At 45.6% G+C, this 23384-nt stretch carries 21 protein-coding genes and 1 tRNA gene; 6 read left to right on the top strand and 16 right to left on the bottom strand.

Annotated elements, in window-relative coordinates; genetic code table 11:
- Positions 1–146: 146 nt before the first annotated feature.
- Together AC27EZ_RS08400 and ggt are read left to right on the top strand one after the other, a co-directional pair.
- Complete coding sequence (locus AC27EZ_RS08400) at positions 147–1523, top strand: Na+/H+ antiporter NhaC family protein (protein ID WP_487134899.1); 1377 nt, start codon at positions 147–149, stop codon at positions 1521–1523.
- A gap of 54 nt (positions 1524–1577) precedes the next feature.
- Positions 1578–3272 carry a gamma-glutamyltransferase gene (ggt, locus tag AC27EZ_RS08395; RefSeq protein ID WP_487134898.1) on the top strand — a complete coding sequence of 565 codons (1695 nt, stop codon included), beginning with the start codon at positions 1578–1580 and terminating at the stop codon, positions 3270–3272.
- Here the strand turns inward: ggt and AC27EZ_RS08390 are convergent.
- Positions 3265–3735 (bottom strand): NYN domain-containing protein, encoded by a 471-nt coding sequence (locus tag AC27EZ_RS08390; RefSeq protein WP_487134897.1) that lies wholly within the window; start codon positions 3733–3735, stop codon positions 3265–3267. The two genes, ggt and AC27EZ_RS08390, sit on opposite strands and share 8 nt — an antisense overlap.
- Before the next feature lie 167 nt (positions 3736–3902).
- On the opposite strand from AC27EZ_RS08390, the gene AC27EZ_RS08385 reads away from it, so the two are divergent.
- On the top strand, positions 3903–4640 hold the full coding sequence (locus AC27EZ_RS08385) for a PepSY domain-containing protein (RefSeq protein ID WP_487134896.1): 738 nt from the start codon (positions 3903–3905) through the stop codon (positions 4638–4640).
- A 5-nt stretch (positions 4641–4645) separates the two neighbouring features.
- Here AC27EZ_RS08385 and AC27EZ_RS08380 read toward each other — a convergent pair whose 3' ends face one another.
- The 5 genes from AC27EZ_RS08380 to AC27EZ_RS08360 form a co-directional block, all read right to left on the bottom strand.
- Entirely contained in the window at positions 4646–5062 is a 417-nt protein-coding gene (locus AC27EZ_RS08380; protein WP_487134895.1) for a VOC family protein, read from the bottom strand.
- A gap of 9 nt (positions 5063–5071) precedes the next feature.
- The gene (locus tag AC27EZ_RS08375; RefSeq protein WP_487134894.1) at positions 5072–6478 is read right to left on the bottom strand and encodes an aldehyde dehydrogenase family protein; all 1407 of its coding nucleotides are present in this window, start codon (positions 6476–6478) and stop codon (positions 5072–5074) included.
- A 288-nt stretch (positions 6479–6766) separates the two neighbouring features.
- The gene (locus AC27EZ_RS08370) at positions 6767–8065 is read right to left on the bottom strand and encodes an adenylosuccinate synthase (protein WP_487134893.1); all 1299 of its coding nucleotides are present in this window, start codon (positions 8063–8065) and stop codon (positions 6767–6769) included.
- Positions 8066–8281: 216 nt separating this feature from the next.
- Positions 8282–8464, bottom strand: coding sequence for a DUF2065 domain-containing protein (locus AC27EZ_RS08365; protein WP_421133446.1), 183 nt, complete (start codon positions 8462–8464; stop codon positions 8282–8284).
- 9 nt (positions 8465–8473) lie between these two features.
- A complete protein-coding gene (locus AC27EZ_RS08360; RefSeq protein WP_487134892.1) occupies positions 8474–9640 on the bottom strand; it encodes an aminotransferase class V-fold PLP-dependent enzyme in 1167 nt (388 codons plus the stop codon).
- Positions 9641–9849: 209 nt separating this feature from the next.
- Here AC27EZ_RS08360 and AC27EZ_RS08355 point away from each other — a divergent pair, with 209 nt between their 5' ends.
- Entirely contained in the window at positions 9850–10275 is a 426-nt protein-coding gene (locus AC27EZ_RS08355; RefSeq protein WP_487134891.1) for a hypothetical protein, read from the top strand.
- Positions 10276–10318: 43 nt separating this feature from the next.
- Here the strand turns inward: AC27EZ_RS08355 and trxA (AC27EZ_RS08350) are convergent, their stop codons facing one another.
- Positions 10319–11188 carry a thioredoxin gene (gene trxA, locus AC27EZ_RS08350; protein ID WP_487134890.1) on the bottom strand — a complete coding sequence of 290 codons (870 nt, stop codon included), beginning with the start codon at positions 11186–11188 and terminating at the stop codon, positions 10319–10321.
- 185 nt (positions 11189–11373) lie between these two features.
- On the opposite strand from trxA (AC27EZ_RS08350), the gene AC27EZ_RS08345 reads away from it, so the two are divergent.
- Together AC27EZ_RS08345 and AC27EZ_RS08340 are read left to right on the top strand one after the other, a co-directional pair.
- Positions 11374–11703 (top strand): Mpo1-like protein, encoded by a 330-nt coding sequence (locus AC27EZ_RS08345; protein ID WP_487134889.1) that lies wholly within the window; start codon positions 11374–11376, stop codon positions 11701–11703.
- Positions 11704–11890: 187 nt separating this feature from the next.
- A complete protein-coding gene (locus AC27EZ_RS08340) occupies positions 11891–13960 on the top strand; it encodes a S9 family peptidase (RefSeq protein ID WP_487134888.1) in 2070 nt (689 codons plus the stop codon).
- Positions 13961–14035: 75 nt separating this feature from the next.
- On the opposite strand, the gene AC27EZ_RS08335 is transcribed toward AC27EZ_RS08340, so the two are convergent.
- From AC27EZ_RS08335 to trxA (AC27EZ_RS08295), 9 genes are all read right to left on the bottom strand, one after another.
- The gene (locus AC27EZ_RS08335) at positions 14036–14509 is read right to left on the bottom strand and encodes a Dps family protein (RefSeq protein WP_487134887.1); all 474 of its coding nucleotides are present in this window, start codon (positions 14507–14509) and stop codon (positions 14036–14038) included.
- Positions 14510–14650: 141 nt separating this feature from the next.
- Positions 14651–15121: a copper chaperone PCu(A)C gene (locus tag AC27EZ_RS08330; protein ID WP_487134886.1), complete on the bottom strand. Its 471-nt coding sequence runs from the start codon at positions 15119–15121 to the stop codon at positions 14651–14653.
- Between the two features lie 64 nt (positions 15122–15185).
- A tRNA-Thr gene (locus AC27EZ_RS08325) sits at positions 15186–15261 on the bottom strand.
- A gap of 63 nt (positions 15262–15324) precedes the next feature.
- A complete protein-coding gene (locus AC27EZ_RS08320; protein WP_487134885.1) occupies positions 15325–16461 on the bottom strand; it encodes a 5-(carboxyamino)imidazole ribonucleotide synthase in 1137 nt (378 codons plus the stop codon).
- Positions 16458–16952: a 5-(carboxyamino)imidazole ribonucleotide mutase gene (purE, locus tag AC27EZ_RS08315; RefSeq protein WP_487134884.1), complete on the bottom strand. Its 495-nt coding sequence runs from the start codon at positions 16950–16952 to the stop codon at positions 16458–16460. The genes AC27EZ_RS08320 and purE overlap by 4 nt, the downstream gene beginning before the upstream one ends.
- 163 nt (positions 16953–17115) lie before the next feature.
- Positions 17116–19929 (bottom strand): ATP-binding protein, encoded by a 2814-nt coding sequence (locus AC27EZ_RS08310; protein ID WP_487134883.1) that lies wholly within the window; start codon positions 19927–19929, stop codon positions 17116–17118.
- A gap of 24 nt (positions 19930–19953) precedes the next feature.
- Positions 19954–21243 (bottom strand): amidohydrolase, encoded by a 1290-nt coding sequence (locus AC27EZ_RS08305; RefSeq protein WP_487134882.1) that lies wholly within the window; start codon positions 21241–21243, stop codon positions 19954–19956.
- 217 nt (positions 21244–21460) lie between these two features.
- Positions 21461–22726, bottom strand: a complete 1266-nt coding sequence (gene rho / locus AC27EZ_RS08300; protein WP_421133435.1) for a transcription termination factor Rho — start codon at positions 22724–22726, stop codon at positions 21461–21463.
- A 292-nt stretch (positions 22727–23018) separates the two neighbouring features.
- Complete coding sequence (gene trxA / locus AC27EZ_RS08295; RefSeq protein ID WP_421133434.1) at positions 23019–23345, bottom strand: thioredoxin TrxA; 327 nt, start codon at positions 23343–23345, stop codon at positions 23019–23021.
- Positions 23346–23384: the final 39 nt, after the last annotated feature.

Here is a 23384-nt window from a genome sequence, read left to right as displayed (position 1 = left end):
CTAGTATTTAGACCCTACTATACGGTACGCTAGCACTCGGTCGTTCGAGTACCCGCTGAGCATTGTATTTTTCATATAATTCAAGCCGCTTGGCAAGTGTACAAGGTACGTTGTGTTAATCCCCTTTTTATATTTTGAGACTTGCTATGGATTGGATGTCGGTCATCCCCCCTCTTGTTGCTATTGCCGTTGTATTTTGGAAAAAAGAAGTTATTTTGGCCTTGCTGTTGGCAGTACTAACCGCAGAAACCTTAATACTGATTGATACCGACATATCGTACGTGTTTTTATCGCCTATTAACGCCATAGAACGCGTTGTGGGCACTGCGTCGAGCCCTGGCAATACACGCGTGCTTATTTTCTCTGTCCTTGTAGGCGCATTACTAGCACTGATTCGAGACTCTGGAGGCGTAACAGCTACCGTTAACAACCTAGTTAATAGAGGGGTGGCCAAAAGCAAAAGGCAAGTGGGTGGCCTTACAATGTTCACCGGTATTGCCGTATTTATTGAATCTAATTTAAGCGTACTGACTGCTGGTATTTTCGCCCGCGGCTTGTTTGACCGCTTCGGCATGAGTAGAGCAAGGCTTGCCTATATTATCGACTCGACCAGCGCGCCTGTTTGTATACTCATTTTACTAAATGGTTGGGGGGCGTTTATTTTAAGCTTGCTTGACAGTTACGAACTACCCGCATCATCGGCGTCTATTCTTTGGGGAAGCGTTGCTTTTAACTTTTACGCTATTTTTACCCTTGTGATTGTGGCCTATACCATTGCCGCAGACAAAGTACATGGCCCTATGGCTGAAGAAGAAGCCGCGACCCATACTCTGATGGAAGAACACGCTAGCGAACCGGCGACCAAAGCACGCTTTATGCTTGTGCCGTTAATCGTTATGGTGCTTAGTATGGTGGGCTTTATGTTTTGGACCGGCGACGGCGTGCTATCAGAAGGCAGCGGCAGTAAGTCGGTGTTGTATGCTACCGCACTGGCGACGGCAATTGCCTATGGCTTGTTGCTTATTCATAAACGCTTTACCCATGCAGAAGCGGTTGAAATTGGCTTTAAAGGGATGGGAGAACTGCTTCCGTTAGTGACGATTGTTTTATTGTCGTTAACCTTGGGGAACAGCTTAAAAGAATTAGGCACTGGCGTTTTTGTTGCAGGCATTGTAGGTGAGTACCTGCCACTTGTGTTCATTGTGCCTATGTTGTTTCTTGCCGGTGCAGTGATGAGCTTTACCACAGGCACCTCGTGGGGCACGTTTGCTATTCTTATTCCTATTGGCGTGCCGCTAATTCAAAGTTTGGGCCTACCGCCATCACTGGTGGTCGCGGCTATTCTGGGGGGCGGTATTTTTGGCGATCATTGCTCGCCGATTTCTGATACCACAGCGGTATCGTCGCTGGCTGCTGGAACCGATGTACTAACCCATGTTAAAACACAGTTTCCATACGCGTTAGTTGCTGGCGCGCTTACGCTTATCGCTTATGTCATTGCAAGCATCATTATGATTGGATAACGCACGTTTGCCACCGCAAGTAATGGTTATGAATAAAGAACGAAGGAGCCTACTATGTTAAGACGACGACTTATGAAACAGATAGTCGTGATAACCACACTGTGTGTTATTGCTGGCTGTACTAACAACGCGAGTAAAACGTCTTCTTCTACCTTACCGCTACATAATGCCGTTGCAATGCCCGACAGCTACAGTGCAGACGCTGCGATGGCGGTACTTAACGACGGCGGAAATGCCATTGATGCTGCGATTGCCGCACAGTTCGTCCTTGCGGTGACATTACCTGAAGCGGGTAACGTGGGCGGTGGTGGTTTTATGACCATTGCTTATGATGGCACCACCGACTTTCTTGACTACAGGGAAATGGCCCCAGCACGTGCCCATCGCGATATGTACTTAGACGATGAGGGGAATGTAAAACCGTATGAATCGTTATTTGGTGCGAAAGCATCGGGTATCCCTGGTACGGTAGCGGGAATGTGGGCGGCGCATAAAAAGTACGGAAGTTTACCGTGGGCGCGTTTGCTTGCGCCAGCCGTGACATTGGCAGAGCAAGGCTTTGTGGTGCATGAAAAGTTGGCTGGTAATATAGCGTGGTATATTAAACGCACCAAAGATAACGGGCTTAGCAGCAATTTTGCCGACTATTTTGGTCACGCAAAAGCAAATAGATTATTTACGCAGCCAGAATTGGCATTAACCCTAAAAGCCATTCAGGTGAAGGGAGAAGATGGTTTTTACGACGGCGAGGTAGCCGATCGTATTGTTCGGTTTATGGACGCGAATGGCGGACTAATCACGCATGATGATTTACACGCATACCGTGCCATATGGCGTAAACCATTAGAAGTTGAGTGGCAAGACTACACGTTAGTTACTGCGCCGCCCCCAAGCTCTGGCGGCGTAGCGGTTGCGCAGTGGATTGGAATGCTAGAAGCGTATCAAGCACATGGCGATATGCCGCTACACAACAGCGCTCAATATGTGCATGTAATGTCTGAAATTGGTAAACGTGTATTTGCAGACAGGGCCGAATATATGGGCGATCCGGACTTTATTGACGTGCCCGTTACAGCACTTATCGACCCCGACTATATTACTGCGCGTGCAACAAGCATTAATAAAGATGCGATATCGGTAACCGAAACGGTAGCACCGGGCCTTATTGAAAGCGAAGACACGACACACTTCTCCATTATGGATAAGTGGGGTAATGCAGTGGCCAATACCACCACCATCAACCTTACATTCGGTAGCGGCGTAGTGGTAGAAGGTGCAGGCTTTCTGCTTAATGACGAGATGGACGACTTCAGTGCGAAGCCCGGCGTACCCAATTTTTTTGGCGCAGTAGGGGGCGACGCAAATGCCATTGAACCTTACAAAAGAATGTTATCGTCAATGACTCCGACGTTGGTAAAACGCGGAAAAGATGTTGTTCTTGCAACGGGCTCTCCCGGTGGCACTACCATTATCTCTTCGGTAGCGCAGTCGTTACTTAATGCACTGCTGTTTGACTTTAGTGCAGAAAAAGCTGCCAATGCCCCTCGCTTCCATCATCAGCTGTTACCGAAAGATACCGTTCGTATGCACCCAGGATTCGACGACGCAACCAGGCAGACATTGATACAGCAAGGTTACACCCTTGATGATCGCCGCTTTGGTGACGTACATCTTATAAAACGCACGATAGATGGCGTTGATGCAGCGTCTGAAAAAAGCGGAAGGGGAAAAAGTATTGTTGCTAAATAAGTAACGTTTCTTCTATCGGAATAAACTGTGATGCGGCGCTTATTAGCGAATTAGCAGTAAGCGCCTCTACGCCATACACCGTCACCGTCTTGCCCATCGCTTTAAGTGCGTTCACCAGAATATCAAAGTCGCCATCTCCTGAGAGCAGTATAACCTCATCAACATCAGCAGCATGTTGTAACGCATCGACCGTTATACCCACATCCCAGTCGCCTTTCGCTGAGCCGTCAGCGCGTTGAATATAAGGCTTTAGTTTTACCGTAAAACCAATCGCGCGAAGAATATTCTGGAACTCTTTTTGTTTTTGGTCGCCTTTATCAATGGCATAGGCGAAGGCATTATTCACTGTTTTACCCTTCGTGGCCTGTTGCCAAAACGCATTGTAATTGAAGTTTTTTCGATGCTTTTGACGGCACGTGTAATACACGTTTTGAACATCAACTAAAATCAACAGCTTATTCATACACCACCATTACTGACCTTCAAAAATAGCAAGCACTCACAAACATTAATAGTAAGTACTTACAAACCCTATTCATCTACGTAAAAATATGTCTTGTATAAAAGACGCCGAGTAGGATACGGTTTATTCATTAACCGTCACTTTAACAAAGCCCCTTTGCACTTGATATGTATAAATTCACTCGCGCTTTACACAATTGGCTAGGTCTTATTCTTTTTGTTCAGGTTTGCCTGTGGTTTTTAAGTGGGCTTGTTATGGCGTTGCTGCCTATTGACGAAGTGCGCGGTACGCATTTGCGACTTACTCCTTCGGCAACGTGGGCAGATGCGCGTGTTGCGCCAAGCACGATCTTACGGAATTTTGACAACCAAGCTGCACTCACCTTTGGCTCGCAATTGGTAACCCCAAAGAATACGACCGCCCCCGGTGTGCAGTCGATGCTAGCGACCATCCCTATATATGAGGTGACTAGCGGAGGAAAAGTCACACGGTTTAACGCAGAAACCGGGGCGACACTTGACGCGTTTAACGAGCAAGACATACGCCTATTTGCGACAGCGCAATATCAGGGAAGCGGCAGCGTTACTCAGGCGATACGCCTGATGGTATTACCGCAAGAGGTACAGCAACTAACCCCACCCTTATGGCAAGTGTCGTTTGATGATGCAGACAACACACGGTTTTATATTGCCCCCGATAGCGGCGCCGTTCAGCGAGTACGCACAGATACATGGCGGCTGTTTGATTTTATGTGGATGTTGCACATCATGGATTACGACACACGAAGTGACTTTAACCACCCTGTACTCATTATATTTTCTGCTAGCGCGCTTTTATTTACACTTAGTGGCGGGATATTGCTGTGGCAACGTTTTCGCCCGCGTAAACGAACGAAAACGTCTTAATATGACTACGTAGCGAAAAGCTGAGAGAGTGATGCAAAGGCTTTGAACTCCAAAGCATTCCCAAAGGGATCAGTGAAAAACATGGTTGCTTGCTCGCCAGGCTCGCCTTTAAATCGAATATAGGGCGCGATAATAAAGTCGATATTCGCCTGTTTCACTTTTTCGGCTAACGCCTCCCATTCGGGCATGGTTAGCACTACACCAAAATGGGGAACCGGCACAGCATGGCTATCGACGCTGTTGTATTCAGGTGGTGTTGGCATCGCGTTGACACAATGCGTGACGAGTTGGTGACCAAAGAAATTCCAGTCAATCCATTGCGTATCGCTGCGCCCTTGTTCACACCCAAGCAACTTACCGTAAAAAGCAGTCGCATCGTCTAGGTTTGTTACCGGTATCGCTAAATGAAACGGTTGTGGCACGTGCCCCCCTTATAAAAACTTTTTCAATAGTGATAATTTAAACTTTGAAAACGGCGCATATCGAAATGGAACATCAAGGGCAAACGAGCGTTTCATTACCGTTTTAAGGTGACTGAACGTGTCGAAGCCGGCTCGGCCGTGATAACTGCCCATGCCACTGCTACCTACCCCACCAAACGGCAATTCTGGGTTAGTCATAAATAGCATGGTATCGTTGGTACACACGCTGCCTGATGTGGTTTGGTTTATGATGGTGTCTAGCTGCGCATCGCTATCACTAAAGGCATAAAGGGCTAGCGGCTTTGGCCTGTCATTAACAAAGGCAATGCCCTCTTCTATCGATTTTATTGTCACGATAGGCAATATAGGCCCAAAAATTTCTTCTTGCATGATAGCGCTATTAAGTGGCGGATCTAACACCAAGGTAGGTGACATTGTCGGCCTTGCTTCATCTACCTCGCCGCCATACACCACGTTAACCCCGTCTAAATAACTTTTGAGCCGCGCAAGATGACGATGATTTATTATATTGCCATAGTCTCTGGACGAGAGTGGCATTTTACCAAACTGTTTTTTAAGTTCTTTCTTAATGGCTTCAATAAGTTTTTGCTCAAACCCTTTTTCGACCAAGACGTAATCGGGGGCAATACAGGTTTGCCCCACATTCATCCATTTGCCCCACACCAATCGCCGTGCCGTTACCGTAAGGTTAGTCTTCTTATCGACAAAGCACGGACTCTTTCCGCCAAGCTCGAGGGTTACCGGCGTTAAATGCCGCGCTGCAGCACTCATTACGATTTTGCCTACGGCCTCACCACCGGTGTAGAAAATATGATCCCAGCGGCACGCTAATAAGGCGGTCGCCTCCTCTTTTCCGCCTTCGATGACCTCAACGCACGACATGTCCATATATTGTGGAATCAACCGTGCCACTAGCGATGAAATTTCAACTGACAATTCAGACGGTTTTAACACGGCACAATTGCCGGCGGCTAACGCTGCAATGTAGGGGGCAAGCAATAATTGCAAGGGATAGTTCCATGCACCGATGATAAGCACGACACCGAGCGGCTCTGCTTGCTGAAAGCTTTTACCGGGCCATGCCACCATAGGGGTAGAGACGCGGCGAGGTCGGGTCCATTTATCGAGGTGTTTTAATGTGTGATCGATGTCTGATAACAAGAAGCCTTGTTCGGCGACCATCGCCTCAGTTTCACATTTACCTAAATCTTTTTTTAGTGCCGTGAGAATATCGTGATGATTCTCTTCAAGCATGCGTTTTAAAGCGCGTAGTTGGCTTCTTCGCCATTCTAATGAGCGGGTTTTACCTGTTACATAGCTTTGGCGTAGCGATGCTACGTTATCAAGAAAACTCATGCCTAATTCAACAGCATGAAGAGTAGGTTTGTTCGGCATAACGCGCTCCAGCATTGGCAAAATGAAATGATGAGAACAGACAGCATATTGATATACGCCTATAAACAAAGCACGTACAAAACGCGTGCATTCTTATCTTATATTAATATGGGCAATGAATAGCAAGGCAAATTAATTGTTAATATAGGTTTAATACGCACCGACTTGCGATTGAGATTGCTAGACCGTGAGGTGATGGGCAGCGAAGTTGTTAGTAAGCATAGCGAATAAAAAAAGCCCAAACACTAAGGTTTGGGCTTTTTGACATAGTATGCGTTTAACCGCGTTTTATGCGTCGTAAGGGTGGCGCATAACAATAGTTTCATTTCGGTCTGGGCCTGTAGACACGATATCGACAGGTACGCCAGTTAGCAATTCAAGACGCTGAATGTAGTCTTTCGCTGCTTGTGGCAGATTCGCGAATTCAGTGACACCGTAGGTGTTGTCAGACCAACCCGGCATTTCTTCATACACTGGGGTAATTTTATCGTATCCGTCTGCTGCCATTGGCGGCACGTCTTTCACATTGCCTTCTGCATCTTTATAACCAATACAGATTTGTAATGTTTCAAGGCCGTCAAGTACGTCTAGCTTGGTTAAGCAAAAACCCGTGATTGAGTTAATCTGCACAGCACGCTTCATAGCAACAGCATCGAACCAACCCGTACGGCGTTTACGCCCAGTAGTTGCACCAAACTCGTGGCCTTTCACACCTAGGTGTTGACCTACTTCGCAATCAAGTTCTGTTGGGAATGGACCAGAGCCTACACGTGTAGTGTATGCTTTCACGATACCCAGCACGTAATCTAACTTAAGTGGACCGAAACCTGCACCTGTCGCTACGCCACCCACTGTTGTGTTCGATGAGGTAACATAGGGATACGTACCGTGGTCGATATCCAGCAGCGTACCTTGCGCCCCTTCAAACATAATAGGTAAGCCCGCTTTATCGGCCTTATCTAATTCGTCGGTAACGTCTACGACCATTGCTTTAAGAATATCCGCAACGTCCATCGCGGCTTTCAACGTTTCGTCAAAATCTACCGCTTCTTCGCCATAATATTGCGTAAGGGTGAAGTTATGTACGTCTAACACTTCTTTCAGCTTAGCGGCGAAGTCTTCTGCATTGAAGAGGTCACCAACGCGTAATCCGCGACGTGCAACTTTATCTTCATATGCTGGACCGATACCGCGACCTGTTGTACCAATTGCTTTCGCACCGCGGGCTTTTTCACGCGCGACGTCTAACGCAATGTGGTAAGGAAGAATAAGCGGGCACGCTTCACTGATCTTCAAGCGCTCACGCACTGGAACACCACGGGCTTCAAGCATCGTGATTTCCGTCATTAGTGCGTCGGGGCTTAGCACAACACCGTTACCAATTATGCAGGTAACGTTATCGCGTAATATGCCTGATGGAATTAAGTGAAGTACGGTTTTTTCGCCGTCAATCACTAGAGTATGACCTGCATTGTGACCGCCTTGATAGCGAACCACGTATTTTGCACGATCTGTGAGTAGGTCTACGACCTTGCCTTTACCCTCGTCACCCCATTGAGTGCCGAGTACCACAACGTTCTTTGCCATGAATCATATGTGTAAGAAAATTAGGCGGGGATTCTACAAAATTCTGCGTCTGGGATCATCTATTTTTCGAACAAAAATACGGCAAATAACATTTGGTATTACTAGATTTGCCATTACCCACCCCATTTTGGCACTTACCAATACGAGGTAACCCACTCTATTAAATACAGTTATTAATAACAACCTGAGCAAGCAGTCAATATTTACTGCTAAATGTCAGATTAAATAAAATAAGCTAATCACACCCACGACCACCAGCACGCCTCCAACCTGACGAAGCTGATTTGCCGGTAGTTGGCTAACTTGCAGCAAATATGACCGCCATTTCTGAGGGAAAAATAAAGGCCCGATGCCCTCAATAATGAGCACAAGGGCAAGCGCGGGTAAGATCCAATCCATGGTTAGCCTTTACGTAAACTGCTTAAGTACCGTTAAATTCATGTACTCTGGCGTGTGATACAAACCAAAACCAAATCGCAATCGGTTTCCCCGATAATCCGTTAGGATACCCACTTGTTTCAGCTGCTTTGCTAGCGATGCCGTCACCTCGGCGTTGGGCAACACAAACGTTAAAAAATGGCCTCGCTGTTCAGGGTTCTTCACAGCTAAGGCATCACTGTTGAGCAAAGGGTGCGCTTGTGTGGCAAGCTCTGACAAAAAGTGAGCCTGCATACGTTGAACGTAGTCATTAATTTTATTTACGTTAAGGTTGTTATCTTCTAGCAAACGAAGCACAGCCCGTAACCGATACAATGCGGTAAAGTCCATCGTCGCGCCCGCAAAACGCATACCGTCTTGACTATATTGAACGGTGCCGGCTCTTGGTTTATCTAGCGCTCCAAATTCAGCAAACCACCCCGTGTACACAGGGCGCAGGGTGCTCGCAGTAGGTACATGAGCAAAGCATGCTCCCTCACCGGCTTGCGCATATTTATAACTTCCCGACAAATAGAATGCGCGATCTTCAATACCACTTAGGTCAGTAGGCTTAGCCATAAAGCCATGATACCCATCTACCACCACGAGCGTGTCAGGATTGGTAACGCTTGCAACAATATCGGCAACGTCATCGACCACGTACCCTGAATTAAAGAATACCTGGCTGAAAAACACCATGTCTGGATTGTTGCCTTTTATGGCAGCTTTAAACCTAGACGAGAAAGTATCGAACGGTTGCGTCGGTACTGTAATGATATTTACCGCGTCATTCTCAGCCATTCTACTTACTTGCCGTTGAAAGCTATGAAACTCAGAGTCTGTAGATACAATCGTGACTGGCTTTGAGAAGTCCATACAGCTCATTATTCTCACAAGAAGTTCATGCGTATTCGGTGCAAACACCAATTGCTGAGGGTGGGAGGTATTTAAGATTGTACTGATGCGTTGTTGTAGTTCAGGCACCAGGGTTTCAAAGAAGAAACCCCATTTTTCATCGACATACTGGGCACTATCATCCCAATATTCAAGCATGGCATTTCGCGTGCAATCAGGCCAAAAGTAATGACTATGACAGGCGTAATGCTGTTTGCCTTTAGTCGCTGATAGAAAACCGGAATAAAACGCCTGATAGGCCATATTGTTACCACATATAAAGAAGCTGCCAATATGAATACTTTACCAAAGGCAATTTGTAAACACACGTGGGTAGCCCATAAGCGTACCGTTTCTGTTTTTGCGGGGTGTAAATATTATTCTACTTTAAGCTAAAAATGCGTCTTAGTCGCTCGTTCTTGTCAATCTTCTGCTATACGTTAGTAATCGTAGTTACCTCAGAGACCTGAATTATGCGTTTCCCTAAATATGGACATTACGCGCTTGATATATCCGGCAATGTGTTAGAAGTGTTTGCCACTGGCGCATGGAATCTTAAAACTGCGCAGCTATTTGTAGAAGACATGCATGATTTAACACTACGTTTTGAGAAAAAACCGTGGGCAGCATTAATGGATGGCAGGCGCTGGGTACTGTCTACCCCCGATTGCCAACAGTGTCTGGCTGAAGCAATTAAAATCAATGTCACTAATGGCTTGCGTCGCTCTGCATATGTATTAGATAGCGGAATGGTAAAGCGCGCGCAGTTAGAACGTACGCACCCAGGGAACGAAAATGACTTTGAACTATCAGGGTATCAACGAGATTACTTTAATACTTACTTTGACGCCTTAAATTGGTTAAACACAGAAGGCTACTCACCGATTGTGGCGACGTAAAAAAAGCGGGGGCTCCCGCTTTTTACAGTGATTCATTTACGCCTTAATACAATAAGCTATACACTTTACGACGATATTCAGATTTCAAAGGGTCGCCATCGGCTAACGCGTTTACCATATCCATCATTAATTTACGGGCATCGCCAAACCCTAGGTCTTTCTTTAATACACCGAACAATAGTGACAATGCATCTTGCGCTTTATTGGCTTGGTGAAGCTGAACGGCTAAGTCGACCTTGAGTTGTAAATCATCTGGGTTCGCCTCTACAGCCTCTTGAAGCTGTCTAATTTCTGGGGTATCAGCCGCTTGTTCTGCTAACTCTACTTTGCCATTTAAGGTATTGAATCGAGAATCCTGGTCTACCAGTTTTATCTCACTTAGCAAGGTTTTCGCTAAATCGATGGAACCCGTTTCAATGTAACAGTCAATCAACAGATAACGGGCATTCACGTTACCCGGAGCCGCGTCTGCTGCTTGTTTAGCAAAAGGTAATGCAGCAGCATAATCGCCCTGCTGGATAGCTTTACCCGCTTGAGCCAGTAATTCATCTTCTGGATTAGGCAAGTACTTGGCTAGCATCTCTCGAATCTGCGCTTCAGGTTGAACCCCCGCGAAACCATCGACTGGTTGCCCGTTTTGCACCACCATTACTGTTGGAAGACTTCGAATACCAAACTGCCCAGCAACTTCTTGCTGTGCTTCACAGTCGACTTTTGCCAAAATCATGTGTTCGCTGTACTCACCGGCCAACTTTTCGAGTATTGGCATAAGATCTTTGCACGGTTCACACCAGTCAGCCCAAAAGTCGATAAGAACCAGTTTGCTTTGAGACGCTTCAACAATTATTTGTTGAAAGTTTTCTACCGTGATATCAACGATATTTGCTGCATTATTGGCAACGAGGTTATCCATAGCGTAACGCCTTTGTTTCATTTAGTCATTGAAAGGAAATATGGGGCGTTTAACGGTAAATTACAACCGTCATGATGTCAGTGCTGTAAGCCGCCGAAGAAAATCGGTTTAAACTGTCGCCAATATGACACTTTAACGAATCAAGTTATGTTAACGTTGTGTAAATAACCCTATGAGGAACTGCAATGACCGCCAAATCTCATTCTGTGAAGCAATTCGATTCTTTTAGCGACTTCTATCCTTATTACCTTCAAGAACATGCCAATGCCACCTGCCGTATTTTGCATTTTATCGGCTCGTGGTTGGTGTTAGGCGTGATTGGGCTAAGCATTTATAGCAGTAACGCTGCACTTTTATGGCTAATTCCTATTATTGGATATGGTTTTGCTTGGGTTGGACACTTCTTCTTTGAAAAGAACAAGCCGGCCACCTTCAAGCACCCTTTTTACAGCCTCCTTGGCGACTGGGTAATGTTTAAAGACATCCTTATTGGTAAAGTGAGTATCAAAGGTTAGTGAGGGGTCATCCTTTATCCCATTTCACACAACTTACTTTCACTTGCTTCTATTCATTGAGAGCCGCCAATGTAGCCGCTTGTCATTTCTTTTTGCTAAACCAACGCACAATTGCTGCGCACGTCTCGTTTGCGCGTAAACTTACTTACGTACAGTAGACAAAAAATAAGAATGAAGGAAAACGATTATGTTTACGCCAAGAAAAGTATCGGAGCGCGCCATAGCATTATTGATCAGCTCACTTGCCTTGTCCCTAACCGCTAACGCAGACGATACGGCAAAAACGTCGCTTACGTATGACGATACGTTTAACGTAGAATTTGTAAGTAATCCATTATTTATTAGCAACGATTCACTCGTTTATGCCCGCCAAAGCATGGACGTAATGACAGATTCGCGACAAACCCGACTGTGGCAAGTAGATATTAAAAAGGGCACTCACCGCCCTTTTATTGCCGATGACGAGAATATCTCTCAGGCGACGCTTTCTCCAGACGGTAACATGCTTGCTTATACCAAAACAGTGAACAAAAAATCACAGCTTCACGTTTATTATATGGATACAAGGCAGTCTGTTAGGTTAACTAACACCCAAGAGACACCACGAAATATTACGTGGTCACATGACTCCAGGTCACTTGCGTTTGTTTTATTTACCCCCGAAAAGCAACCCGCACTATTTACAGGTATGCCAAGCAAGCCGAAAGGCGCAAAGTGGGCACCTCAAGCCACGTTTATTGAAAACACGACTTATCGCTCAGACGGCAGAGGTTATTTACGTACGGGTTATGATCAAATTTACGTGCTGCCTGTAGATGGCGGTACGCCACGCCAATTAACGAGCGGACAATTTCCTAATGGTGGCATGCTGAGCTTTAGTCGCGACAACGACTGGCTGTATTTCGCCTCTTCGCAACGTGACGATTACGAGCTTCACCCACTTTCCAGTGATATTTATAAAGTGCAGGTTAATACTGGTGAACTTAAACAAGTCACCGACTTGGCAGGCCCAGAAAGTAGACCCACGTTGAGCCCAGACGGAAAATGGTTAGCTTTTTCTCAGTTGAACGACCGAAAGCTGTCCTATCAGGTCAGCGATATCGTTGTTATGGATACCGCATCTGGAGATATCAAACGCCTCACTGGCTCACTTGACCGAGCAATAGGAAAGTTTGTTTGGAAAAACGACAGCAGGGGCCTTGTTTTCGCCTACCTTGATGAGGGTAATAATCGCCTTGCCGCCGTCAATTTGAATGGGGATGTAAAGCCACTCGATATCACTATTGGCGGTCAATCACTCGGGCGCCCTTATACCTCTGGTGACTTTGCGGTGAGCCCACGTGGAGACATTGTTTATACCCAGGCTACACAAACCAGACCTGGCGACTTAGCGCTGTATCGCAAGAAAGGCGATGATACTCAGCTTACGTCATTAAACGACGATGCATTAGGGCACAAAGCGTTGGCGCAAGTATCGTATCTTCCGGTGACGTCTAGTGTCGACGAACGACGCATTGATGCATGGATAGCGCTACCTCCACATTTTGATGAAGAAAAACAGTACCCGCTTATACTAGAAATACATGGTGGGCCTCATGCTGCTTATGGCCCGCACTTCTCAATGGAAATACAGTTAATGGCCGCGCAGGGCTACGTGGTGGTGTGGTCAAACCCTAGAGGCAGTTCTTCTTACGGTGAGGACTTTGGGAACCTTATCCATCATAACTACCCTTCTGAAGACTACAATGATTTGATGGATGTGGTCGATGCAACAATAGCAAAAGGCTATATTGATACTGACAACGTATTTATTACGGGCGGCTCTGGTGGTGGCGTACTTACTGCGTGGTCAATCGGCAAAACCGACAGGTTTACCGCAGCGGTAGTCGCTAAGCCGGTTATCAACTGGGTAAGCTTTGCGCTGACCGCTGATGCCTATCCGTTTTTTAGCCAGTATTGGATGGCCGATATGCCATGGAATATTGCAGAAAAATTATGGGCTAGAAGCCCGCTTTCTCTGGTTGGTAATGTCAACACACCCACATTATTGCTTACCGGTGAAGCCGATTATCGCACCCCTATTAGCGAGTCTGAGCAATATTACCAAGCGTTGCGATTAAAAGGTACAGACGCCGCAATGGTAAGACTGCCAGGTGCGTCACATGGCATCGCAAGTCGCCCTTCTCGTCTTATTCAAAAGGTAGGGAATATTCTGGCGTGGTTTGAACGTTATAAAAAAGATACGCCAGAAAAGTAGCGCTACTTTATTAGAAAAGCTCGGTTGAAAGCATAACGCTGCCAACCGGGCTTTTTTTAAAGAGGGGAGCGCCACTTATTTAGGTAGTGTTGCTCGCAGCATCCACGCGGTCTTTTCATGCACTCGCATACGATCGCCAATTAACGCGGCAGACGACTCATCATCGGCATCTTGCGCTAACTTCAGAGACTGGCGGCACGTTTTAACAACCTGCTCGTGGCCATGAGTTAGAAGTTGCACCATCTCTGATGCGTCTGGTACGCCTTCGACTTCTTCAATCGAGCTAAGGGCCGCGAAGGACTTATACGTCCCTGGCGCTGCAATACCTAATGTACGTATGCGCTCTGCAATCTCATCAACGGCTAGCGCTAATTCGGTATAGTGCTCTTCAAACATCAAGTGCAATTCTCTGAACTGCGGCCCTTCAACATTCCAGTGAAAGTTATGTGTTTGAAGGTAAAGTGTGTACGAATCGGCGAGTAACCGTTTCAGCCCTTCGGCTACAGCATTACGATCACTTTCTGAGATACCAATATCAATTTTGCTCATATTCCGCCCCTTACTTTCATAAAATAGATTGTTATTAACTTTTTAAATCTAATTTAATAATACACCATTATCGCAAAATTAAACGTTCATTTATTTGATTGGGTTTATAGATTTTTGCGATTCATTGCCAGTACGTCACCCTCAATGGTGATGGTGATGTGCTTTTTTATCATCTTTTTTAATGGGGAGTGTAACAACAATATCATCTGCGTCATCGAATACGAGCGTGAGAGTTACCGTGCCACCTTCATAGAGCCCTTTGGTAAGACCTAGCAGCATAACGTGATAACCCCCCGGTGCGAACGCAACAGCGTCGCCTGGCGCTAGTGTGATACCGTCTTTCACTTCGCGCATTCGCATTACATCGCCTTCAAGAAACGTGGTGTGAATTTGGGCATCGTCTGCAATCGTTGCGTCGGTGCTTACGCCTGATAAATGTATTGCTTTTTGGGTGGGGTTCTCGAGCGAGAAATAAACAGCACCCGTTTTTGCCATTGGAAATGTTGCCCTTGCATAACCTTCTGAGACAACAGCAGACGCCAATGCATAAGAAGATGAGAAACAAGATAGAAAAATAAAAAATAACAGTGAGGGTAAACGTGCGCTACACATAACAGCATCTCCATTTAAGTAATGAAAACAGTGTACGGTAGTAAAAGAGAATTAAAAAGAAAAATGGTGCCGACTGCCGGAATCGAACTGGCGACCTACTGATTACAAGTCAGTTGCTCTACCAACTGAGCTAAGTCGGCACACTATTCTTTAAACCACTGCCTAAGCAGCGGATGCGTATTCTAGTCACAAACGCGAGCTTGTCAACCCTTTAAACGCGATGCTTCACCAATAAGTTTCGGAAAGTAGGCCAATGGCAAGTATTGGCTAAGCGCCATTAACTTTTCACCCAGCATTTCGTAACTATCAGCGGTAACATTGATATGGCCCATTTTACGCTTTTCTCGTACAGACTTACCGTACCAATGCAAATGGCTACCGTCGATACTGAGCAACTCTCGTGAGAAGCTACTACAGCCTATAATGTTCACCATGGCACTTGGCCCGATGGCAGACGTGTCACCAAGAGGAAGGCCACACACGGCACGTAAATGGTTTTCAAATTGGCTTGTTACCGCCCCAGATTGAGACCAATGACCTGAGTTATGCACCCGTGGGGCAAGTTCATTGACAAGCAGTGTTTCGCCTACTTGGAAAAGCTCTACAGCAAGCACCCCAATGTAGTCCATACCCTCAGCAAGCTTAACGAAAATATCGTGGGCTTGCTGTTGTAGTGCATCGTTCACTTGGGTTGCAGGCGCTACTGACACGTGAAGTTGACCTTGATGATGAAGGTTTTCAGCAAGCGGGTAAGTGCGAATATCCCCCTGAGCATTGCGTACGCCAATAAGTGAAAGCTCTCTGTCAAATTCAGACATTTGCTCGACAACAAGCGGCACTAACGTTAAGTCTAGATTGCTAAGATGCTGTTTCAGCTCGGGCAGCGCCTGTTTTGACGCTAAGCGCCATTGCCCATAACCGTCGTAACCGTCACGACTGGCTTTAATAATCAGTTTTTCACCCAGCGCTTCAACACAGGCATCAAGCTCGTCAATGTTCGTAACAATTCTATGGGCGCAATTAGCGACCTGCATTCGCTCTAGCAGTTGTTTTTCTCTTACCCTGTCAGCACCGACTAAGATACTGTTAATATTGGGCATTAACTTCTCTGTTCGTGCAGCTTCTTCAAGTAGACGCTCTGGAACATGTTCAAACTCTACTGTGAGCGCGTCGGCGCTGGCTAATGCTTGTTCAAGCGATACCTCAAGAGGCACTTTACTCACCGGGTGAACGACAGTATCGTTGTTTACGTCGACTGCCTGTACATCAATACCTAACGGACTTCCCGCTAGATACATCATTTGCGCAAGTTGGCCTGCACCGTAAACTACGACTCTCATTCGTCTAGCTCCAATGTATTACTTGAGGCTAATACGGTATCTGTCTGCGCTTTTCTAAAAGCAATAACCGCATCGCGAACCGATTCTTCCTGTAGCGCCACGACTTGCGCCGCTAATAATCCAGCATTTGCTGCACCCGCTTCACCGATTGCTAATGTGCCCACGGCGACACCCTTAGGCATTTGCACGATAGACAGTAGCGAATCAAGACCACTAAGTGCCTTTGATTGCACCGGACACCCAAATACCGGTAAGTGCGTATGCGCTGCAATCATGCCGGGGAGATGCGCCGCACCGCCTGCGCCTGCAATAATGGCACTAAACCCCTCGTCTGCTGCACTTTCAGCAAATTCAACGAGTAAATTTGGTGTACGGTGCGCTGAAACCACCTTCGCCTCAAACTCAACGCCAAACGATTTCAACATCTTTGCAGCTTGCTGCATAGTAGGCCAATCTGACGTTGAACCCATAACTATAGCGACTTTTGCCATCTAGTGTTCCTCGAAGGTAATATTTTGGAATCTTTGGAAAGGTCGCGATTGTAGCCTAAATCAACAGCAAATCCCACTGCTAGACAGACTGGGTTTCACTTGTCATTGATTATGTACAGCGACGACTTTTATTGGTTGAAGGTGTTGAAGACAGGGGGCGGCGTCAAACAGGAGGTAGCTCGCTAACAATACGGTCAATTAATAAGGCTTTATTAATGGGCTTAGTGAGATACGCATTCATACCTGCTGCTAAACATGCTTGGCGGTCTTCTACAAAAGCATTCGCCGTAAGCGCAATGATCGGTGTGGACTCGTTAGGGTTAGATGTAGAACGTATAGCTCTTGATGCTCTAAGACCATCCATTACAGGCATCTGACAATCCATAAGAATAATGTCGAATTTATGTTTTTGTGCCGCTTCTACGGCGTCTTTGCCGTTTTTCACGCGAATACATTTAACCTGTTCTGGCTTCAGCATGGATAAAACAATTTCTGCGTTAATATCGTTGTCTTCGGCCACCAACAACTTTATCCCCTTCGGTAACACACGTACTAACGGCGCTGCAGTTTTATCTACATTGTGGCTAACACGACAAGGGATAGTGACGGTAAATGTTGTCCCTTTACCTACTTCACTTTTTGCACTTATTGTTCCACCTAGAAACTCAACCAACCCCTTCGTTATCGCTAAGCCTAGCCCGGTTCCGCCAAAATCGCGTGTGGTGGATGCATCAGCCTGTTCAAATTGCCCAAAAATATCGCTTATCTTTTGTGGCGGGACACCTATTCCCGTATCACTGACCGTTAACAATAATGTGTTATCCATATAATCGCCGTGTAACGTCACGCTACCGTGGTGGGTAAATTTAATCGCGTTACTGACGAGATTATTAAGAATTTGAGACAACTTCCCGCCGTCGGCTGTGACATAAGTTGGCAGCCTATCGGTACACGTTATGGCAACGTCCACGCCTTTAAAGCCTGCAGCTTGTTCGTACAAAGCGCGACACGCTTCAAGCTGTGCACTCACGCACACGTCATAGTCATCTTTGGTTAACTTTCCAGATTCGATTTTCGACCAATCAAGAATACTGTCTAAAATCATCAAGAGGTTTGTTGCTGAGTGTGCAATAACATTGGCTCGCTTCTTCGCTTCCTCTGACATTTCATGCTCAAGAAGTAAGTCACATGACCCGATGATGCCATTCATAGGCGTACGAATCTCGTGACTCATATTCGCAAGAAATTGGGTTTTAGCAACACTAGCGGCTTTCGCCTCGGTGAGTGCATCTCGAAGGTCATGAGTTTTTTCTCGAATTCTTTGTTCAAGTGATTTATTTAAATCGGCCAGCTCGACGTTTAGGTTTTTCTCATTAATGCGGGCTTTTTCTAATTCATAAAATGCTGACGTTAGCCGCCCTTCAAGTTTTAAGAATTCGTCACTTAACAAGGCTAACTCGGTAATGTGAAGGGTTTTAGCCGGCAACTGAGAACCCTTAGCGTCTTTTGCTGGGCTAAAGTGCGCAATATGGCTTATCAATCTTCGTATGGGCGACTCAATTAAGCGCGAGACAAAATATCCTGTGAACGTGCCAAACAACGATAGTAAAAAGAGTAGGCCCAAGTCTTTCAATAGATAGCGACTCATGAGGGTATAAAGTCGTTCTTTGTCGTAATAGTAGCTAAGAAGCCATTTTTCTGATGGCAAGGGGCTCGTCATGCGGAACCACGGCTTATTGTTAGGTCCACTTTGAATGTCTAACGCACAAGTATCCTTACACGGGTAGTCGGGCGCCTTCGAAAGCGGCGTAAAACCTAACGCGTCGGATGCGTAAATCACATCGCCTTTTTCATCTTCTAACAACAATGAAAAGCCTGGCAGGTTCAGAGCATCAATCGAACCAAAGCTTTGCAGTGACAATGAGCCTTCGACAATTCCAACCGCCACACCGTTTTCTTTAATAATAGGCGCTGATATAGCAACGATAGGATCGTCGCCGAACCCCGTTCCTTGAAAAACATTAGACAAATAAAGCTCGCCACTTTCCATGGGCATATGGAAATACGGACGATACGCCACATTTGTTTTGTTGTTAATGATGGCGATTTCCATCAAATTAGGCGGATACGCATACGTTATTTCGCCTTCACCATCAGTGATAAGAAAGGTTAAAAACTCTGGATAGTAGGTATGAAGCAATGACAGTTGATAGTTCGCCGCTGCGTTAAAGCTAGATTGAGAGTACGGCATCGACAGTGACTTGGCAGAAGACGCGATTGCGTTTTTGTGTAACTCAATAAAATTTGAAAGCTGCTGTTCTAGCACTGCAACGCGTTGCTTCATATACCCAGTAATTTGCTCTTCTTGTTGCGTCTGATATAAGGATACAGAGAGGTAAACCACAGACATAGAAGCAACAAAAAAGCAGCCTGCAAAGAAATAACTGAATAGAAAATGAAGACTGACTTTTTCTGCTGGGTCTTCAATGTTTCGTTCTATCCCATTACCCACAATATAGGCAAAGTGTCCCGAAACTAAACCGAACGCGCCGCTAACCCAGGTGACCAATAACCCGGAAAACATGACCGACGGTAAGTCTGAGTCGTATATTGCGTGTTCTAGCAACAGAATAGGCAAAAACACGAGCGTCCAACCACCAGCCCCTATTTTCAGTACACGCTTAATTGACCCTTCATAGGCGAGAAAACTAATAATAATAGGCAAAAGGCTTAACGTTTCTTTGCCTAGTACGCCATTGTTACCCACCCACAAGGGTAGGCTTATAAGTAAAGTAAGCGGAATAGCGTATCGAGGGGGGAATCGTAATGCACCGTAAATAGCAGCCCCCATACCAAACGCTGCTATTCCACTGCTGTAAAACGGGGCTGAGAGCGTATTAAGCCCCGCTCCAATGACGAAGGTAATGAATAAGTGCAGCATCAAAGATGGAGAAAATGAAAAATTAAACCGGCTCACTTCTTACCCCTGATGCCAACACGATTAATGAGTCGCCATGTAGTCTAGAGTGAAGTTAGTTAACAACTTCACGCCCAGCTTCATACCTGAATCATCGACATAAAACTCGGGAGTATGGTGTGCAGGGCTATCTTCTTCAGACACCTCTAATGGTTTTCCACCAACCCATACGTATAAGCCAGGTATCTTCTCTTGGAAGAAAGAGAAGTCTTCGGCACCGGTCACAGGCTTTGACAATAATGTATTCTCTACCCCAGCAGTTCGCTGCATAGTCGGTAACATCTGTTGCGTTAACGCTGGGTCGTTATACGTAATGGGGTAGTAATAATCGAGCGGCAAAGTAAGCTCAGCGTCAGCCCCCATACTTTCTGCAATCGCTTTTACTTTTCGTGGTAGGGCTTCATAAATATGGTCGCGCGCTGCTTTATTAAGCGTGCGTATCGTACCCACCATTTCTACTTCGTTAGGAATGATATTAGAGCGATTACCACCATGGATAGATCCGATGGATACCACCGCAGCATCGTCAATAAGACGAAGTTCGCGGCTTACGATAGTTTGGATAGACATAATCATCTGAGCAGCAGTGACAACGGGATCAACACTTTTCCATGGATAAGCACCGTGTGCTTGTTTTCCATTAATTACAATTTTAAACGGGTCAACCGCTGCCATTGTGCCGCCAGCATTGTATCGAACCGTTCCGACATCTGTATTAGCACTGATATGGAGCCCGAAGATAACGTCAACATCGGGATTTTTTAACACCCCTTCTTTAACCATCACTTCTGCACCGCCTTTCTCACCAGCAGGCGCACCTTCTTCGGCAGGCTGGAAGATAAATTTCACTTTTCCTTTTAGCTCACTTTTAATGCCTGTAAGGATCTTTGCTGCCCCCATAAGCATAGCCATGTGCGTATCATGTCCACAGGCATGCATAACGGGAACCTCTTTCCCGTTGTACTCACCCATTTGTGTTGAGCGATAAGACAAGTCACTTTGTTCTTTAACTGGTAACCCGTCCATGTCGGCTCTTAGTGCCACTACAGGGCCCGGCTTTCCGGAATCTAAAACGGCGACAACGCCTGTTCTTGCAACCCCTGTTTCCACTTCAAGCCCTAAAGATGTGAGGTAATCAGCCACGTATTTAGCGGTATTAAACTCGCGGTTTGATAACTCAGGAAATTCATGAAAATGATGGCGCCAGGTAATGACATCTTTTTCTACATCTGATGCCAATGCCTCAACGTCGACTTGCGCGTGTGAAACAGATGCCCATCCAATGAGGGCTAAAAAGAATATCGTCCGGTACATAGTATAATTTCCCTTGCGTGTCTTTAAGCATTAAGAGTATTACAATTAGCGTGTAAACACATCATCAACCTAAGTTAAATTACACAAAATATTTGGAAAATTCGGCCTTTTAGACTTAAGTCTAAGTTGTAAACGGTAAGCGGTTTTTAACTGTAAACACCGTAAAATTAAAACGCAAAAGGCACCCGAAGGTGCCTTTTTTCTACTGTGTCTGTTTTTAGCTTTTTTGTCTTCGCATTGCATCAAAGAATTCATCGTTTGTCTTGGTCATTGACAACTTACTGATGAGGAACTCCATTGCATCAATTTCAGACATTTCATGTACGATCTTTCGTAAGATCCACATTTTTTGCAACTCGTCTTGTTTGGTAAGAAGCTCTTCACGACGTGTACCAGAACGGTTAAAGTCGATAGCTGGGAAAACACGCTTTTCCGCAATTTTGCGGTTAAGGTGTAATTCCATGTTACCTGTACCTTTAAACTCTTCGTAGATAACTTCATCCATCTTAGAGCCAGTATCAATCAGTGCTGTTGCAATGATAGTTAAGCTACCACCTTCTTCAACGTTACGTGCCGCACCAAAGAAACGCTTTGGTTTATGCAGTGCGTTTGCATCAACACCACCGGTTAATACTTTACCTGACGACGGAATAACGGTGTTGTATGCACGAGCAAGACGGGTAATTGAATCAAGAAGGATAACCACATCTTTCTTATGCTCAACAAGACGCTTTGCTTTTTCAATTACCATTTCGGCAACTTGAACGTGGCGGCTGGCCGGCTCATCAAATGTTGAGGCAACTACTTCACCTTGCACAAGACGGTGCATTTCAGTTACTTCTTCAGGACGTTCGTCGATGAGCAACACCATGAGCTCACACTCTGGGTGGTTTGCCGCGATAGACTGGGCGATATTCTGAAGTAATAAGGTTTTACCCGCTTTTGGTGGTGCAACGATAAGACCACGTTGACCTCTACCAATTGGCGACGCCAAGTCTAGTACACGGGCAGTAATATCTTCTGTTGACCCATTTCCACGTTCCATGCGCAAACGATCGTTTGCATGAAGCGGAGTAAGGTTTTCAAATAATATTTTATTTCGCGAATTCTCTGGTTTATCAAAGTTTACTTCACGAATTTTTAGCAAGGCAAAATAGCGCTCGCTGTCTTTAGGCGGTCTAATTTTTCCAGCGATGGTGTCACCCGTACGCAGATTGAACCTGCGGATTTGACTAGGTGAAACATAGATATCGTCTGGACCAGCAAGATATGACGAGTCTGCAGAGCGCAGAAAGCCAAAACCGTCCTGTAAAATTTCGAGTACCCCGTCACCGAAAATATCTTCGCCGCTTTTAGCATGCGTTTTCAGTATCGAGAAAATGATGTCTTGTTTTCTGGCTCTCGCCATGTTTTCCAGGCCCATTTCCTCGGCCAGGGCAACCAACTCGCTAATCGGTTTATTTTTTAATTCGGTTAAATTCATACTGGTGGGTCTTTGTGATTGAACTTCGTTTACAGGACTAATTGTCACTCTGTTCTAATTTAGATTTGATTATGCCCGGATACAGGCTAATAAGCAGAATGCAGCTCGGGTGAGCGCTGATGGAAAAGTTAGCACTATATTTAACCAACGTCCAGCGTTTTAATGCGGAATTGTTAAATAAACTAAAGCGTGTCCTCAATACGTGAACTTTGATACAAAGGTCGCGAAAGCATGGGACAACAGAAACAAAAAAGCCGGTGATGAACACCGGCTTTTATCATTAAATCGTATATTACAGATTTTCGTTCAGGAACTCAGTCAGTTGTGCTTTAGATAACGCGCCAACCTTTGTAGCTGCTACGTTTCCATTTTTGAAAAGTAGAAGCGTTGGAATACCACGAATACCATATTTAGGTGGAGTTTCGTTATTTTCATCGACATTCAACTTGCCAACTGTTAACTTGCCTTCAAACTCGTTCGCAACTTCCGCAAGGATTGGTGCGATCATTTTACAGGGGCCACACCACTCGGCCCAAAAGTCAACCAGCACAGGACCTTCAGCATTGATTACGTCTGCCTCGAATTTATCGTCAGATAACTGGATAATTTTGTCGCTCATTCTTTTCTCCATTATTGGTCTGTCGCTGACTTGTTTCAG

This window comes from Alteromonas sp. 4NH20-0056 (assembly GCF_057539655.1).
This window is presented reverse-complemented; position numbering and strand designations above follow the sequence as displayed.

Bases quoted from the DNA above. Each gene is read 5' to 3' on its own strand.
- AC27EZ_RS08320 (WP_487134885.1), bottom strand. From the start codon at position 16,461: ATGAGAGTCGTAGTTTACGGTGCAGGCCAACTTGCGCAAATGATGTAT.
- AC27EZ_RS08365 (WP_421133446.1), bottom strand. From the start codon at position 8,464: ATGGATTGGATCTTACCCGCGCTTGCCCTTGTGCTCATTATTGAGGGC.
- AC27EZ_RS08340 (WP_487134888.1), top strand. From the start codon at position 11,891: ATGTTTACGCCAAGAAAAGTATCGGAGCGCGCCATAGCATTATTGATC.
- AC27EZ_RS08400 (WP_487134899.1), top strand. From the start codon at position 147: ATGGATTGGATGTCGGTCATCCCCCCTCTTGTTGCTATTGCCGTTGTA.
- AC27EZ_RS08385 (WP_487134896.1), top strand. From the start codon at position 3,903: ATGTATAAATTCACTCGCGCTTTACACAATTGGCTAGGTCTTATTCTT.
- AC27EZ_RS08375 (WP_487134894.1), bottom strand. From the start codon at position 6,478: ATGCCGAACAAACCTACTCTTCATGCTGTTGAATTAGGCATGAGTTTT.
- trxA (WP_487134890.1), bottom strand. From the start codon at position 11,188: ATGGATAACCTCGTTGCCAATAATGCAGCAAATATCGTTGATATCACG.
- AC27EZ_RS08355 (WP_487134891.1), top strand. From the start codon at position 9,850: ATGCGTTTCCCTAAATATGGACATTACGCGCTTGATATATCCGGCAAT.
- AC27EZ_RS08360 (WP_487134892.1), bottom strand. From the start codon at position 9,640: ATGGCCTATCAGGCGTTTTATTCCGGTTTTCTATCAGCGACTAAAGGC.
- AC27EZ_RS08335 (WP_487134887.1), bottom strand. From the start codon at position 14,509: ATGAGCAAAATTGATATTGGTATCTCAGAAAGTGATCGTAATGCTGTA.
- ggt (WP_487134898.1), top strand. From the start codon at position 1,578: ATGTTAAGACGACGACTTATGAAACAGATAGTCGTGATAACCACACTG.
- trxA (WP_421133434.1), bottom strand. From the start codon at position 23,345: ATGAGCGACAAAATTATCCAGTTATCTGACGATAAATTCGAGGCAGAC.
- rho (WP_421133435.1), bottom strand. From the start codon at position 22,726: ATGAATTTAACCGAATTAAAAAATAAACCGATTAGCGAGTTGGTTGCC.
- AC27EZ_RS08370 (WP_487134893.1), bottom strand. From the start codon at position 8,065: ATGGCAAAGAACGTTGTGGTACTCGGCACTCAATGGGGTGACGAGGGT.
- purE (WP_487134884.1), bottom strand. From the start codon at position 16,952: ATGGCAAAAGTCGCTATAGTTATGGGTTCAACGTCAGATTGGCCTACT.
- AC27EZ_RS08330 (WP_487134886.1), bottom strand. From the start codon at position 15,121: ATGTGTAGCGCACGTTTACCCTCACTGTTATTTTTTATTTTTCTATCT.
- AC27EZ_RS08345 (WP_487134889.1), top strand. From the start codon at position 11,374: ATGACCGCCAAATCTCATTCTGTGAAGCAATTCGATTCTTTTAGCGAC.
- AC27EZ_RS08390 (WP_487134897.1), bottom strand. From the start codon at position 3,735: ATGAATAAGCTGTTGATTTTAGTTGATGTTCAAAACGTGTATTACACG.
- AC27EZ_RS08305 (WP_487134882.1), bottom strand. From the start codon at position 21,243: ATGTACCGGACGATATTCTTTTTAGCCCTCATTGGATGGGCATCTGTT.